This window comes from Lacinutrix jangbogonensis, from assembly GCF_000797445.1.
Lineage (GTDB): Bacteria > Bacteroidota > Bacteroidia > Flavobacteriales > Flavobacteriaceae > Lacinutrix > Lacinutrix jangbogonensis.
This window is the reverse complement of sequence record NZ_JSWF01000016.1, coordinates 22,715-37,386: the sequence shown is the minus strand read 5'-3', so window position 1 is coordinate 37,386 and position 14,672 is coordinate 22,715. Positions and strand designations below refer to the sequence as shown.

16 protein-coding genes are annotated in these 14,672 nt (G+C 31.9%); 4 read left to right on the top strand and 12 right to left on the bottom strand.

Going from position 1 to position 14,672, the window contains the following annotated elements:
* Positions 1–53 precede the first annotated feature (53 nt).
* The 6 genes from porD to RH82_RS02710 form a co-directional block, all read right to left on the bottom strand.
* Positions 54–941 carry a type IX secretion system protein PorD gene (porD, locus tag RH82_RS02735; RefSeq protein ID WP_034057863.1) on the bottom strand — a complete coding sequence of 296 codons (888 nt, stop codon included), beginning with the start codon at positions 939–941 and terminating at the stop codon, positions 54–56.
* Positions 934–2,145, bottom strand: coding sequence for a bifunctional phosphopantothenoylcysteine decarboxylase/phosphopantothenate--cysteine ligase CoaBC (coaBC, locus tag RH82_RS02730; protein WP_034057862.1), 1,212 nt, complete (start codon positions 2,143–2,145; stop codon positions 934–936). The genes porD and coaBC overlap by 8 nt, the downstream gene beginning before the upstream one ends.
* Before the next feature lie 5 nt (positions 2,146–2,150).
* On the bottom strand, positions 2,151–2,486 hold the full coding sequence (locus RH82_RS02725; RefSeq protein WP_034057861.1) for a DNA-directed RNA polymerase subunit omega: 336 nt from the start codon (positions 2,484–2,486) through the stop codon (positions 2,151–2,153).
* Between the two features lie 10 nt (positions 2,487–2,496).
* On the bottom strand, positions 2,497–3,297 hold the full coding sequence (locus RH82_RS02720) for an outer membrane protein assembly factor BamD (RefSeq protein ID WP_034057860.1): 801 nt from the start codon (positions 3,295–3,297) through the stop codon (positions 2,497–2,499).
* A 166-nt stretch (positions 3,298–3,463) separates the two neighbouring features.
* Complete coding sequence (gene dapA, locus RH82_RS02715) at positions 3,464–4,348, bottom strand: 4-hydroxy-tetrahydrodipicolinate synthase (protein ID WP_034057859.1); 885 nt, start codon at positions 4,346–4,348, stop codon at positions 3,464–3,466.
* A gap of 3 nt (positions 4,349–4,351) precedes the next feature.
* Positions 4,352–4,870, bottom strand: coding sequence for a DUF6913 domain-containing protein (locus RH82_RS02710; RefSeq protein ID WP_034057858.1), 519 nt, complete (start codon positions 4,868–4,870; stop codon positions 4,352–4,354).
* A 139-nt stretch (positions 4,871–5,009) separates the two neighbouring features.
* Here RH82_RS02710 and RH82_RS02705 point away from each other — a divergent pair, with 139 nt between their 5' ends.
* Positions 5,010–5,702 (top strand): 5'-nucleotidase C-terminal domain-containing protein, encoded by a 693-nt coding sequence (locus RH82_RS02705; protein ID WP_241147994.1) that lies wholly within the window; start codon positions 5,010–5,012, stop codon positions 5,700–5,702.
* Positions 5,703–5,752: 50 nt separating this feature from the next.
* Positions 5,753–6,670 carry a metallophosphatase gene (locus RH82_RS02700; RefSeq protein ID WP_034057856.1) on the top strand — a complete coding sequence of 306 codons (918 nt, stop codon included), beginning with the start codon at positions 5,753–5,755 and terminating at the stop codon, positions 6,668–6,670.
* 89 nt (positions 6,671–6,759) lie between these two features.
* Here RH82_RS02700 and RH82_RS02695 read toward each other — a convergent pair whose 3' ends face one another.
* The 6 genes from RH82_RS02695 to RH82_RS02670 form a co-directional block, all read right to left on the bottom strand.
* Entirely contained in the window at positions 6,760–7,497 is a 738-nt protein-coding gene (locus RH82_RS02695; protein ID WP_034057855.1) for a hypothetical protein, read from the bottom strand.
* 87 nt (positions 7,498–7,584) lie between these two features.
* A complete protein-coding gene (ligA, locus tag RH82_RS02690; protein ID WP_034057854.1) occupies positions 7,585–9,582 on the bottom strand; it encodes an NAD-dependent DNA ligase LigA in 1,998 nt (665 codons plus the stop codon).
* Between the two features lie 4 nt (positions 9,583–9,586).
* Positions 9,587–11,044, bottom strand: coding sequence for a hypothetical protein (locus RH82_RS02685; RefSeq protein WP_034057852.1), 1,458 nt, complete (start codon positions 11,042–11,044; stop codon positions 9,587–9,589).
* Between the two features lie 3 nt (positions 11,045–11,047).
* Positions 11,048–11,629: an LOG family protein gene (locus tag RH82_RS02680; protein ID WP_034057851.1), complete on the bottom strand. Its 582-nt coding sequence runs from the start codon at positions 11,627–11,629 to the stop codon at positions 11,048–11,050.
* A 48-nt stretch (positions 11,630–11,677) separates the two neighbouring features.
* Complete coding sequence (gene prmC / locus RH82_RS02675; protein WP_034057850.1) at positions 11,678–12,562, bottom strand: peptide chain release factor N(5)-glutamine methyltransferase; 885 nt, start codon at positions 12,560–12,562, stop codon at positions 11,678–11,680.
* Positions 12,563–12,638: 76 nt separating this feature from the next.
* On the bottom strand, positions 12,639–13,130 hold the full coding sequence (locus RH82_RS02670) for a GNAT family N-acetyltransferase (protein ID WP_034057848.1): 492 nt from the start codon (positions 13,128–13,130) through the stop codon (positions 12,639–12,641).
* A 74-nt stretch (positions 13,131–13,204) separates the two neighbouring features.
* Between RH82_RS02670 and RH82_RS02665 the strand changes: the two genes are divergently transcribed.
* Entirely contained in the window at positions 13,205–13,660 is a 456-nt protein-coding gene (locus RH82_RS02665; protein ID WP_034057846.1) for an LEA type 2 family protein, read from the top strand.
* Positions 13,661–13,662: 2 nt separating this feature from the next.
* Positions 13,663–14,661, top strand: a complete 999-nt coding sequence (ribD, locus tag RH82_RS02660; protein WP_241147993.1) for a bifunctional diaminohydroxyphosphoribosylaminopyrimidine deaminase/5-amino-6-(5-phosphoribosylamino)uracil reductase RibD — start codon at positions 13,663–13,665, stop codon at positions 14,659–14,661.
* Positions 14,662–14,672 lie beyond the last annotated feature (11 nt).

Below are 14,672 nucleotides of genomic sequence, written 5' to 3'. Positions count from 1 at the left end.
TTTTTATAAATTAGTCTAAAAATGGATTCCTACCGACTCAGGAATAACAGAAATTAAAACTTAATATTTCTCCATTTACTAGCATGCGTTGGTGCCACTCTATTTAATAAATCTATTAAATTGGTGACATCTACATTAGGACCTGAAGAAAAAACTTGCTCAATTTCTTCTGCTTTAGCATCAAAAAAAACACGCGACAAGTATGAGTTTGGTCTACTTGAATTCATTTTCTTAAAGGAAGCCAGAGACAGAGCTATTTGATTTTTACCTTCCTTCTTGTTTTCGCTCATAGTATCCATACCTTTTCTATGGTAATTGTACATTACGTTTCTAAAATCGCTAAAGGTTGGTGATAGAATATTATCTATAAGTGCAAACCTGCTTTGCAATCCATCTTCTAATTTCCAGCCTTTAAAATTCTCTTGTTGAGAGTAGTTTGAAATACGTTGTGCTTGCTTAAAATAGACATCACCTCCTTTATTTTCAAAAGAATCTGCATCCAACCCAAATATAATATTAATATGAAAAGCTAGTACAGAAATTAAGTTAGACTCGTACTGGTTTTCGTTATAAACCAAGTTTTGAAATTCTAAATATTTAAAGGAAAAATCCTTATCGTTTATATTGTAGATAGGTGATGTATATGTAGATCCAAAAACGGGTCTTGAAGATTGTACTTGAATAGAAGCATTAAAGTTTTCACCGGACTGCTCTGTTACATTAATAACAATATTACAGCTTATACGTTCTTGTGGTTTAAATTTTCTTTTAGTCCATCTTGTTGTATTAACAAACTCTTTTAGTTGTACTTCTAAGGTTTTAAAAACCTGAATATTATCGTTACCTGTTAATTGTGCGCTTACAACCACGTTGCAATTAAGCTCTTGAGAAAACCCGAAACTTGTTACAAAAAGGACTAAAAGTATAAGTAGATTACGCATTTAATTTTTGTTTTATGACGTTTAATATATCTATAGCTACTTCTGCTTTAGACTTTAACTCGTAAGCGTTAACGTTATTTTTATTATCGATAATAGTAACTTTATTGGTATCTGTTTTAAAACCTGCTCCTTTATCTTTTAACGAATTTAAAACAATTAAGTCTAAATTCTTCTTTTTTAGTTTGCCTTTTGCATATTCCAGTTCATTATCTGTTTCTAATGCAAAACCTACTAAAAGTTGTTTTGTTTTTATAGCTCCTAAAGACGCTAAAATATCTTTAGTTTTTTCTAACTCTAATGTTAACGTAGTATCTTTCTTTTTTATTTTACTTTGAGAAATTTCTTTTGGTCTATAATCTGCAACTGCTGCCGAAAGGATGGCAACATCTACAGTATTAAAATACTGGTGCGCTGCATCGTACATGTCTTGTGCACTAACAACAGGAATAACATGTATTAAATTATGGGATACTTTTTGATGTGTTGGTCCAGAAATTAAAATAACCTCAGCTCCTAAATTAGCTGATGCTTTAGCAATTTCGAAACCCATTTTACCACTAGAATGATTGCCAATAAATCGCACAGGATCTAAAGCTTCATAAGTTGGACCTGCAGTAATAAGTACTTTTTGGCCTTTTAAAGGTAAGGTTTTTAAAATATCGGCTTCCATAAAAGCTACAATATCTACTGGTTCTGCTAGACGACCTTGGCCTACTAATCCACTCGCTAACTCGCCAGAAGCAGCAGGAATTATTACATTTCCAAAACTCTTAAGTGTCTTAAATGTGTTTTTTGTTGAGGGATGCTTGTACATATCTAAATCCATTGCAGGCGCAAAATACACAGGACATTTTGCCGACAAATATGTTGCTAACAACAAATTATCGCAAGTTCCATTTGCCATTTTAGACAAGGTGTTTGCTGTTGCTGGAGCGACCAAAAAATAGTCTGCCCAAAGCCCTAATTCAACATGATTGTTCCATTCTGCATTTTTATCATCTTCATTATAAAAGGAAGAATGCACAGGATTTTTAGATAGTGTAGACAGCGTAAGTGGTGTTACAAAGTCTTTAGAAGCAGGTGTCATTACAACTTTCACGTTGGCACCTGCTTTTATAAGAGTTCTTACTAATGTAGCTGTTTTATAAGCAGCAATACCAGCACTAATGCCTAAAAGTATATTTTTGCCACTTAATATAGACATAGTAGTTAGTCTTGGTTTTCTTCTTCTTCTTCTGTGTTTCTGTGGTACACTTTACCGTCTAACCATTCTTTAACTGCTAAAGCATGTGGCTTAGGTAATTTTTCGTAAAATTTAGAGACTTCAATTTGTTCTTTGTTTTCAAAGATTTCCTCTAAAGAATCGTTATAAGTTGCAAATTCTTCCAACTTTTCAATTAATTCTTTTTTAATTTCAGAATTAATTTGCTCTGCTCTTTTTGCAATTATTGAAATTGCTTCGTAAATGTTTTCTGTTGGTGCATCAACTTCATTTCTATTGTAAGTTGTTGTACTTAAAGGAGCATCGATTTTTTTTAAATCCATAGTTGTTATATTAACTTTTTGTATTGTACTTTTTTAATTGTTCTAAAGTATTTTCGTACTTGGTAGTTGCATCTTCTAAAAATTCAGAATTGGGATTTACTTTTTTAAAAGCGTTATAGAATTTTACTGCAGCCTCTAAACGTGCTTTCTTTTTATATTCTACACTTCTAGAAGCTAATTGATATTCTGAATCGAATTTTATATACAAAGCTTCCTCACGAAACGCTGTACCAGGAAAATCGATAATAAAGTGATCTATAGAAGAAATAGAAGCCTTAAAATCTGAAATTCTATTATACTGTTTTGCTATTTCAAATGCCTTTTTCTCTAATTTAACGCTTAACTCTTTAACTAAAGCATTTGCTTCTGTTGCGTTTTTAGATTCTGGATAGACATTAATATATTCCTGCAATTTTTCTAAAGCAGTATTTGTATCTCCTTGATCTTTTGAATACACGGGAGACAATTGATAATAACTTTTTGCCGCTTTAAAAAGCGCTTCTTCTTTTTTAGTACTTTTTGGATAAGCAGAAACGAAACGCTCGAAATGATAACCAGAAACAAAATAATTCTCCATTTGGTACGAAGCATCTGCATTTAAGAACATTAATCTTTCGGCTTGAGGTTTCCCTCTATACTGAGGTATAGCTTGCTCGAATAAGCGATTTGCTTTAGAGAATTTCCCAGCATTATAAAGGTCTTCTCCTACTCTATATTTTGTTGCAATATTTTCAGATTTTAAGGCCTTTTGATATTCGCTACAAGAGCTAAACGCGAGTACTAATATTAGTATGTAAAAGCTGTTTTTCATCAGTTATTTTTATAGTTTTTTTGTTTATAAAATGAAATTTGCTATTATTCATCTCAAAGATTTTTAAACAAGATGCAAAAATACGCTATTTATATGGATTTTAAAAATATAATTTCACTGCTAAAATAAGAGTTGAAATTAAGCTATCACGTGCTTTAAGTAATATTTAACTATTAAACTGAGCTAAATATTTATTAATTTTTTGTTTTAAATCATCTGATGCCACAACAAGTGGCAAACGCACAGTATCATTACATAAGTCTAAAGCCTGTAAAACGGCTTTAATTCCTGCAGGATTATTTTCAGAAAAGATAAGACTTGTAATCTCCATGAATTCAAAATGAAGTTTATACGCTTGCTTTGCTTCTCCTGCCAGACCTAGTGCAATCATTTTTGAAAATGTTTTTGGTAATGCTTGACCAATTACAGAAATTACACCATCTCCTCCCGCTAATGCCACCGTAAGGGCTAAATCATCGTCTCCAGAAATGACACCAAAACCGTCTGGTTTATCTTTTAGTAAGTTTAAATATTGTGCTACATTATTCCCTGCTTCTTTTACTGCTACAATATTTTCAAAGTCCTTTGCTAACCTTAACGTTGTTTCTGGCGACATATTAGATGCCGTTCTACCCGGTACATTATACAATATAATAGCCACTGGACAGCTTTGAGAAACAGCTTTAAAATGTTGATAAATCCCTTCTTGTGTTGGTTTACTATAATATGGAGATACAGATAAAATTCCAGCAAATTTAGATAAATCTGTCGTTTGAATCTCATGTAGTACCTCAGCGGTATTATTACCACCTATTCCCAAAACTAATGGTAATCTTTCATTATTAGCTTTAATTATGGTTGCTATAATGTCTTGCTTTTCTTGTTTTGTAATCGTTACGCTCTCTCCTGTTGTTCCAGAAATTACAATATAATCTATACCATTATTTATATTGAATTCTACGATGCTAGTTAAGGCTTTATGATCTACATTTCCTTCAATAGTAAATGGTGTTACAATAGCGATTCCTGTTCCTAAAAAAGGGTTTTTCATTATTTAAATTTTATTTAGAATATTTAGATATTTTTTTAATTCTGAAGTAAAGGTTATAAAATCATCTATTCTGGTCTTAATTATTAAATCGTTAAGACGTTCATCTGCTTCCAAAACTCCTACTTTAAATTTTGCTTTTGATGTAACCGTTAACACCTTCAAAGGCGTAAAATCTTGCTTATAATAACTAATTAGAACATCGAATTCAGTATTTAAAAACTGTTGTAATACCTTATCTTTAATTGCGCCTTTTCGTCCTAAATGCTTTAAACTAAATGTAGGATTAAAAACGTGTTCTTCGTCTTTCACTTTAGTTTTAAACGCTATAATTTTAATATTATCTTCAATTATATTTAAAACTTCTGCTAAAACTTTAAAGTCTAGCTTATTTATTATTTCATCGGCATTAAAAATAACTCCTATATACTTTACTTTAGTATTGGAATTTGGAACTATTCTTTTTTTTAACTGAGAATTAATATACTTTTTATTAGAATTTTCTATAAATCCTTTTAAAATCATTTATATTTAGGCTTTCTACAAAAGTAGCAAAACCTAACTTAATCTTGACTTAAATTTCTAAGTATTACTTATGAAAAAACACCGCTTAATAATTACAATTTGCCTCCTTATTTTCATTTGTGCTTGCAAACAAAAACCAATGGTACTTTCTAAAATTGAAGGTAAACAGATTGGCATAAAAGACAGCCTTAAAATAGATCAAGATTTCGATTCCATAATTGCACCTTATAGAACACGTTTAGAAGAAGACATGAATACTGTCCTTTCTTATGCTCCTGAAACTTACAGTAAAAGAGATGGCCATTTAAACACGGCAATTGGTAATTTAATGGCAGAAATCGTGTTTAAAGAAGGTAATTATATATTTAACAAAAGAACAAATAAAAATATTGATGCTGTATTGTTAAACCATGGTGGCATTCGTTCGATAATTTCCAAAGGAAATATTACTACAGAAACTGCTTTTCAAGTGATGCCTTTTGAAAACAGTATTGTTGTTGTGGCTTTAAAAGGTCAACAAATGGACAGTATGATGACGTATTTAAGTTATGCGAAACGAGCACACCCAATAGAAGGCATTACTCTTACTTTAGATAAAAATTATAAAATATCTGAAGCTTTAATTCAAGGAAAACCTATAATAAAAGATAAAACGTATTATTTAGCTACTAACGATTATCTCTATAATGGTGGAGACAGAATGCGCTTTTTTAAACCTAACGATTCTGTTTACTATTTAGATTATAAAATTAGAAATGCTATGATTGACTACTTTAAAAAAGTAGACACCATAAACCCTAAGATTGATAACCGATTTACCCAAACCAAATAAGAGTACCGCTTTGCTGAAATAAATTCGGCATAAATCGTGAAAAAATAAATATGAAAAGAAAAACATTTATACAACAATCGACAGCTGGAATAGCATTGGTAACTCTTGGCGGATTTGGATTTCAATCGTGTAATGCAAATGTGAAAACTAAAAAAATAACCATTCTACATACAAACGATGTGCATAGTCATATCGATGCTTTTGGACCAGACGATGCTAGAAACGCTAATCAAGGTGGTGTTGCAAGACGGGCCACTTTAGTTGAAGCTATTAGAAACGAAAACCCAAATACTTTACTACTAGATGCAGGTGATATTTTTCAAGGTACACCATACTTTAATTATTATGGTGGAGAACTAGAATTTAAACTCATGTCTAAAATGAAATACGATGCTGCTACCATTGGTAATCATGATTTTGATAATGGTATCGATGGTTTATATGCACAGTTACCTCATGCAAGTTTTAAGTTCCTATCTGCTAATTACGATTTTAAAAACACAGTAATGGATACTCAAGTAAAACCTTATCATGTGTTTATAAAGGAAGGTTTGAAAATTGGTGTTTTTGGCCTTGGCATTAAATTAGAAGGCCTAGTAGGCAAAAAAATGTACAAAGAAACAGACTATCTCGATCCTATAGAGATTGCCACAGATATGTCCAGAATTCTTAAAGAAGATGAACAATGTGACCTTATCATATGCTTATCGCATTTAGGTTATCATTATTCAAAAAACCCAGACAGAGTATCCGATCTTGTATTAGCAAAATCTACTAAAAATATCGATTTAATAATTGGAGGACACACACATACTTTTTTACCAAAACCAACTGTTGCCCAAAATAACGAAGGCAAAAATGTATTAGTAAACCAAGTGGGTTGTTATGGTATTAATTTAGGTAAAATTGATTTCTATTTTGATTCAGAAAATAACAAAACTGCAGATGGCACTTCTATTATAGTATAATAACCAACTGAGTATTTCTTGCTTTTCAACTCTACTACACAGAAGATATTAGTGTTTACGAATACGTTTTAACACGCAATCGTTAAACACTAGGTTTTCGGAGAAATAGGACTAACAATATGCTCTGTCTTAACTTTATCAACTATAAATGTGTGAAATAACAACATAATAATTCCACAAATAAATAAGAAGCTAGACGCATAACTTATTCTAATATCTTCTACAATATAATAGTAACCTATTAACATTAATTCTGAAAACGTAATTAAGACACAAGACACAAATAGTAAAAAGTATTTTTTAACTGCATTTTGAACAAAGTTCAAAAAAGATAAAGACAAGACTATTATTATAATTAAATTATAAACCAACTCTATTAACTGCATAGACACAAGTTGATTAGACTCAAAATCAAGAGGTTTTATCATACTTATTAAGACATAAACCATATAAAGGTCAATTAAAATTAATACAACAAAATCTAATAGGAAATTTTTAAAAACTAATTTAAAACTCAAACTCTTAATAATATACAACATTAAAAAGAAGTACGCACCAATATAAAGCGTGTTGCACACAAAATAAGCCCAATCTGAAATGGCATTAAAATCTAAAATATTAATAATATCTGTTATCGAATAAAGAATAAAGAAGATTGAAAGACATTTACTTCTGTTTTTAACTAAAAGCAAGTATAACACAGTAACAACCGGCACTAATGCTAATTCTAAAGTTGAGGATATCAAGTCAAACTCAAAAACATCTAGTGTTATCACTAATAAAAATAGAGTGATAGCTGTAAAAACAAACCAAGTTGGTCTAGGCATTAAAAAACAGTAACGGTTGATCAAATAAACAACTTCAAAAATGAACTCGCAAATAAATTAGTTAAACGGTAACAATTTTAACTACAATTACTGCAACATTTCTAAAAACTGAACCTCAGAAATCAATGGTATCTTAAGTTTTTCTGCTTTTTCTTTTTTACTTGGTCCCATTTTATCTCCAGCAACTACAAAATCTGTTTTAGAAGATATTGAACTCACATTCTTTCCGCCATTATCTTCAATCATTTTTTTGAGTTCTGTTCTGGAAACTTTTGTAAATACGCCGGAAACCACAAAAGATTGACCTTCTAGTTTGTTGGTCTGATTTGCTAATTTTTCGGCTGAAATCTCAAGTTGCACACCATACTCTTTTAAACGCTGAATTGCACTTACATTGGCTTCCGAAGCAAAAAAAGCAACAACACTTTCAGCTATTCTAATTCCTATTTCATCTACTTTTTCTAAATCTTTTATTGAAGCACTTCCCAAAGCATCTATACTTTTATAATGCTTCGCTAGTTTTTTAGCTACTGTTTCTCCAACAAAACGAATACCTATTCCAAACAATACCCGTTCAAACGTAATCTGCTTTGAAGCTTCAATACCATTTACCAAATTCTCAGCACTTTTTTCTGCCATACGCTCTAAAGGCATGACTTGTTCTTTGGTGAGCGCATATAAATCTGAATAATTAGTAATTAAGCCTTCGGTTACCAAAAGCGCTACTGTTTCCCCTCCCAAACCTTCAATATCCATAGCTTTACGAGAGATATAATGCTGAATCCTCCCAACAATCTGTGGATGACATCCATTATAATTCGGACAAAAATGTTTTGCTTCACCTTCCAAACGTTCTAAAGTTGTTTGGCATTCTGGGCATGTTGTTATGTATTGTGTTGCCTGAGAATCTAAAGGTCTTTTAGATAAATCGACAGCTATAATTTTAGGGATTATCTCTCCTCCTTTTTCGACAAAAACTTCATCGTTTATTCTTATATCAAGTTTTTCAATTTGATCTGCATTATGCAAAGACGCTCGCTTTACAATAGTTCCTGCTAATTCTACAGGTTCTAAATTAGCGACCGGAGTAATTGCTCCTGTTCTACCAACTTGATAGGTAATCTCTTTTAATTGTGTAGAAACCTGCTCTGCTTTAAACTTATAAGCCATTGCCCAACGTGGTGCTTTAGATGTATAACCTAACTCTTCTTGCTGGTACAAATTGTTAACCTTTACCACAACACCATCAGTTTCGTAGGGTAAATTGTGTCTTGCTTTATCCCAATGGCTTATAAACTGAAAGACTTCATCAATAGTGCTGCAAAGTTGCGCTTCTTTTGGTACTTTAAAACCCATTTGTCTTGCTTTCTCTAGGCTCTCAAACTGATTTAGAACACCTAAATTTACACCTGTTAAATTATACAGCAAACATTCTAAAGGTCGTTTAGCAACCTCTGCACTGTCTTGTAATTTTAAACTTCCTGATGCTGTATTTCTTGGGTTTTTATAAGGCTCTTCATCGCTAGCAACGCGCTCTTCGTTCATTTTTATAAACCCATCGAAAGGCAATACAATTTCTCCTCGAATATCGAATTTTACAGGATAATCTCCTTTTAATTGTAAAGGCACTGACTTGATGGTTTTAATATTCGCAGTGACTTCGTCTCCTTGAAAACCATCGCCTCGCGTTACTGCCCGCTGCAAATTTCCGTTTTCGTAAGTAAGACTTATTGATGCGCCATCGTATTTTAACTCACAAGTATAGCTAATTTCTCCATCCACCATTTTTTTAACTCTCGTCTCCCAATCTTGTAAATCTTCAAGAGAATAAGAATTATCTAAAGAATACATTCTAAAATCGTGAACAACGGTATTAAAATTCTTTGTCACTTCTCCTCCAACACGCAAGGTTGGTGAATGTGCATCGTAAAATTCCGGATGCGCTTGTTCTAATACTTGAAGTTCATTTAATTTTACATCAAAATCGTAATCGCTAATGGTTGGATTATCGAGAACATAATAATTATAGTTGTGTTCTCTTAATTCGATACGAAGTGCTTCAATTTTATTTTTAGTATTATCCACTACTCTATTCTTTTAATTTTATTTTTAAATACTGAGGCTTCTTCACAGCACTACCATTCCAAATATTTTGATTCGCAATTTCTATTGCAAACGCAGTATTCGAAATCCATTTTACTTCATTTTTATACGTTTTCAACCAATGCACAAAGTAAAAAGCATTTTCTAAAACAATGGTCTTATCTTCATTTATTTTATAAATTTCAATAAAAAATTGTTCTTCATACACATCGAAAACAAAAGAAATAATTTTCTTTTTATCCGGTGAAATATAAGGATAATCAGCAAACATATATGTTTCCTTTCCTGTTGTTCTGTCTACAAAACTGTAGAATGCATCTTCAGCCTTTGGATACATATGATGCATTAAATACTGGCTTAAAAAAGCAACATCTCCATAATAACTATGCGACGAATTACTATAGCCTACTTTACTATTATACACTATTAAACTGTCTTTTACTGGAAGTGTAATATTTTGAGTCTTATCTGCATTATCTTTAACTATAACGGCCGGGTTAGGTTTAAGAAAATCATTTTTGATAGTTGTTAGTGCATTGAAATCTGTTTCAGAAATCAATTCAAAACCCAAGTACTTCGTTAAGCATTCTATATCTGCTTCATTTACATTGTATCTCGCTGCTTTATCAAGCTTAGAACCATCACAAATCTGGTCCTCATAAATAATAACATCTTCTAAAGCTCCTAAAAACCCTTCAAAAACAAAACGTTTTAATGTTGTTCCTCCAGCTCTCCATTGTACAATTGCCCAACGCCCTTTTACTATGTTCCCTTCGTCTTCGACTTCAATTAGATTGTCTGTATACCCAATAATATTAACTAAATCACCATTATTATATTTTCCATCTACAGTTCCATTTTCTTGCCTAATGTTTAATCCATTTCTTGAAATCACATATTTATGCGCAATTGGTTTCTCGAAACGCACAGTACTATAATAATCTCTAATTAAGCCATAATAAGCGGCATCTGTATATACATGAGAATAGATTGAGAAGTAATCGTTAAAAACTAAAAATGCAGAATAATGAATTGGATCTCGGCTAACCCTGGGTTTAGGACCCAATCTATCGACATAAGTAGTATCATGAGATTCTATAATACCAATAATACGTTTGCTAGTTGTCGTTATTTTATAAGTGGATTTTAAAGAATCTATTACTTTAGAAGTATACATTCCAAAGTCTGAATCTACTTCATAAATCCCTTCTTCATCTTTTAATATCTCAAATTCTTTCTCTGACGGTTTTGTGAAAATAATATACTTACCAGTAACAAACAAAGTATCCTTTGGTATAGACGAAAAATCGTAGGTTTTTAAAGGAATTGTATACTCAATTTTAGTTTTTACAGGAGTTTCAATATGAGGAAACTGCTTTTCTTTCTGTTTTTTACAACTTAAAAAGAGGAAGACTAAGACAAGAACAAAACCAAATCTTTTCATAACCTATAGTTTTGAAACATCTAGCCATTTTGGCGCAGGCAGTGGTACAAAATTATTCATTTTTTCAAGTAGACCATCAATAGTTTCATCCACAACAACAGCATCTAAGTTTTCTTGTTTTAAAAAACCTTTGTCAACCATTGTTTTACATTGTGCCATTAGCGCGTTGTAATATCCACTCGTATTTAAAACACCAATAGGCTTGGTATGCAAACCTAATTGTCCCCAAGTTGTAATCTCGAAAAACTCATCCATTGTGCCAAAACCTCCTGGGATTATTATAAAACCATCGCTTTTCTCGTACATTATTACTTTACGATCGTGCATATTATTGGTTACAATTAACTCTGTTAAGTCCTCACTAACAATTTCTTTCGTCTTTAAAAAACCTGGTATTATTCCAATTACTTTTCCATTATTTTCGAGTGAACCATTGGCTACTGTTCCCATAATACCAATTTTAGCTGCACCATAAACTAAAGTAATATTTTGTTGTGCTAAAGTTTTACCTAAAGCGTAAGCTTCTGTAATTATTGTGTTATCATTTCCCATGCTTGAGCCACAGAATACTGCTATACTTTTCATCAAATTTCAATTTTTAAATTCCAATTTACTCAATTCTTTTTTCACTCTTCACTTTTTACTTTTTACAAAAACAGCTTTTAACATTCTATCTTTACCGAACATATCTTTTATTATTTCTACACTTTTAAATTCTAAACTCTCCACTAGCGCTTTAGTTTCCTGACCTAAATACTCGTTGATTTCGAAGAATAATTGCCCGTTTTCCTTCAGTTTCTCTCTCGCGAATTTAGTAATTGCTCTATAGAAAATTAACGGGTTATCATCTTCTACAAACAAGGCCAAATGTGGCTCGTTGTTTAATACGTTATTTTGTATTTCGGTTTTTTCAAGATTTCTAACGTAAGGCGGATTGGATACGATGATGTCAAATTTTAAATCTTCAAACAACAAATTCCATTGTGTTTCTTCTAAAATACTGCCCTCTACAAAAGCAACTTCAGCGTCATTTAAAACTGTATTTTCTTTTGCTTTTTCTATCGCTTTCGCGGAAACATCCATAGCATAAACTTGTACGTTTTTAATATTTTTAGCCAATGAAATAGCAATACAACCACTTCCTGTGCCAATGTCTAATAATGAAAGTGGAGATTCATCACTTCGTTCTGAATGGCAATCAATTATTAATTGCACCAGTTCCTCCGTTTCCGGTCTTGGAATTAATGTATTTTCATTTACTTTAAAAGGCAAACCATAAAATTCGGTTTCGCCTAAAATGTATTGAATGGGTTTTTCGTTTTTTAAGGCTTCTAAAGCATCAAAAACAACTTGTTGCTCTGCTTTAGTAATCGCCAAATCTCTATTTAGTGCTAATTCAAAACGTGAAATATTATAGAAGGCATCTGTGCACAAAAAGAAAAAACTAGACACCTCTTCTTTACCATAGACAGCATCTAATACTTCATGAAATATATTCTCTAAATCTTTTATTAACACCTGTCTTCGTTATTATTTGTTGTTAAGTTCAAACGATATATCTATGCTCTTTCTACTAATCTTCCTTTCTCTAAAATTAAAGATCCTTTATCATCCAAACACCGCAATTATAATGTCCAGTCTCTCCAAAAGGCGATTTTAGATGCTTAAAACCATGAGATTCGTATATATGTATTGCTTCTTTTAATTCAGGAATTGTTTCTAAGTAACATTTTTTATAACCTAAGGCTTTTGCTTTTTCTAAACATTTTAAAAAAAGTTGTTTCCCAAAACCTTTGCCACGAACTCGGGAGGAAAAGTACATTTTTTGAATTTCACAAACATCGTTTCCCACTCCAATTAAAGATTTTAATCCACCTCCTCCTTCCACAACACCATCCATAGTAACAACATAATAAATTTCATTTGTTTCACTATAAGTCTCAAACATTTTTGGTGTTTCGCTATCTGCATAAGCCGTGCCTACCAAAGGCAACTTGTACTCTATAAAAACGCCACGTATTACGCTTTCAATCTGAGCATTATCTTCTTGCCTAATTTCTCTTATTACAATATTATTATTACTCACGATATTATAGTATTTTTACGCCATATTTAGAGGTTGAAGATACAGTAATACCAAACGAATTAAAAAATTTCAAGATGAAGAAACTCATAATCTTATTAACAATTATAGTTTGTTTTTTTAATTGTAAAGTGAAAGAAAAACCAGAGTTTTTACGCGTAGAAAACATAGAAGTTACAGACTCGAATTCTAAATTTATAGTATTAACTGCAGATGCTTTTTTTAACAACCCAAATAGCGTAGGTGGGAAATTAGAAACCGAAGGCATTACTATTACCGTAAACGATATTGAAGTTGCAACAGTATCTTCTGAAGCGTTTGATGTTCCTGCAAAAAAGGAATTTTCAATTCCGTTATCCGCTAATATTCCAACCAATAAAGTATTAAATCTTAATAACCTTAGTGGTCTTTTAAATAGCGTACTCAACAAGTCTATGAAAGTGCATTATAAAGGAATAATAAAGTATAAAGTATTTGGATTTTCTTACGAATACACAGTAGATGAAACCGAAAATGTAAAGATTAAAATCTAACATTGACCGTTCATCAAACATACATGCAACGTGCGATACAAATCGCTAAAAACGGAATGGGCACAACACGTCCAAACCCAATGGTTGGTGCAGTAATTGTATACAACAACAAAATTATTGGTGAAGGTTTCACTAGTAATTATGGCGGTAACCATGCCGAAGTTAACGCCATAAACGCAGTAATAGACAAATCGCTTTTAGAAAAAAGCACACTTTACGTTACATTAGAGCCTTGCTCACATTATGGTAAAACGCCTCCTTGTAGCGATTTAGTAATACACCACAACATACCAAATGTAGTTATTGGCTGCGTAGATGATAATCCTGAAGTTGCGGGAAAAGGCATAAAAAAATTAATGGATGCTGGTTGCAAAGTAACCGTTGGTATTTTAGAGCGTGAATGCAAAACACACCATAAACGCTTTTTTACATTTCATAATAAAAAGCGTCCTTATATTATATTAAAATGGGCTGAAACAAGCGATGGCTTTATCGCTCCTGTATCTAAAGATGAACAAAAACCAGTTTGGATAACAAACAGATTATCTAGACAATTGGTACATAAATGGAGAGCTGAAGAGCAAGCCATTTTGGTTGGCACAAACACTGTTTCACAGGATAACCCTAGCTTAACGGTTCGTGATTGGACTGGAGAAAACCCAATTCGTGTGGTTTTAGATAAAGATGAAACACTTTCTAAAGCACTTTCAATATTTAATTCTGAAGCTGAAACTATTCTATTAAAAGAAAAATCGGCCAAAAGTATTTGTGATAGATTATACGAACGCAATATCAATTCCATAATAATTGAAGGAGGCGCAAATACGCTTCAACTATTTATAAACGAGGAGCTTTGGGATGAAGCTAAAGTCTTTAAAGGCAAAATAGAATTTAACGGTGGTGTTAAAGCGCCAAAGATTTCAGGAACTTTAATTACTGAAGAAAACATATTAGACGATACACTAAGAATTTATAAAAACGCAAACCAATTGTCAACCTGAGCGCAGTCGAA

What these genes read in the sequence shown, in the direction of transcription:
- porD (WP_034057863.1), bottom strand. Translation starts at nt 941, where the DNA reads ATGCGTAATCTACTTATACTTTTAGTCCTTTTTGTAACAAGTTTCGGG.
- coaBC (WP_034057862.1), bottom strand. Translation starts at nt 2,145, where the DNA reads ATGTCTATATTAAGTGGCAAAAATATACTTTTAGGCATTAGTGCTGGT.
- RH82_RS02725 (WP_034057861.1), bottom strand. Translation starts at nt 2,486, where the DNA reads ATGGATTTAAAAAAAATCGATGCTCCTTTAAGTACAACAACTTACAAT.
- RH82_RS02720 (WP_034057860.1), bottom strand. Translation starts at nt 3,297, where the DNA reads ATGAAAAACAGCTTTTACATACTAATATTAGTACTCGCGTTTAGCTCT.
- dapA (WP_034057859.1), bottom strand. Translation starts at nt 4,348, where the DNA reads ATGAAAAACCCTTTTTTAGGAACAGGAATCGCTATTGTAACACCATTT.
- RH82_RS02710 (WP_034057858.1), bottom strand. Translation starts at nt 4,870, where the DNA reads ATGATTTTAAAAGGATTTATAGAAAATTCTAATAAAAAGTATATTAAT.
- RH82_RS02705 (WP_241147994.1), top strand. Translation starts at nt 5,010, where the DNA reads ATGGTACTTTCTAAAATTGAAGGTAAACAGATTGGCATAAAAGACAGC.
- RH82_RS02700 (WP_034057856.1), top strand. Translation starts at nt 5,753, where the DNA reads ATGAAAAGAAAAACATTTATACAACAATCGACAGCTGGAATAGCATTG.
- RH82_RS02695 (WP_034057855.1), bottom strand. Translation starts at nt 7,497, where the DNA reads ATGCCTAGACCAACTTGGTTTGTTTTTACAGCTATCACTCTATTTTTA.
- RH82_RS02685 (WP_034057852.1), bottom strand. Translation starts at nt 11,044, where the DNA reads ATGAAAAGATTTGGTTTTGTTCTTGTCTTAGTCTTCCTCTTTTTAAGT.
- RH82_RS02680 (WP_034057851.1), bottom strand. Translation starts at nt 11,629, where the DNA reads ATGAAAAGTATAGCAGTATTCTGTGGCTCAAGCATGGGAAATGATAAC.
- RH82_RS02665 (WP_034057846.1), top strand. Translation starts at nt 13,205, where the DNA reads ATGAAGAAACTCATAATCTTATTAACAATTATAGTTTGTTTTTTTAAT.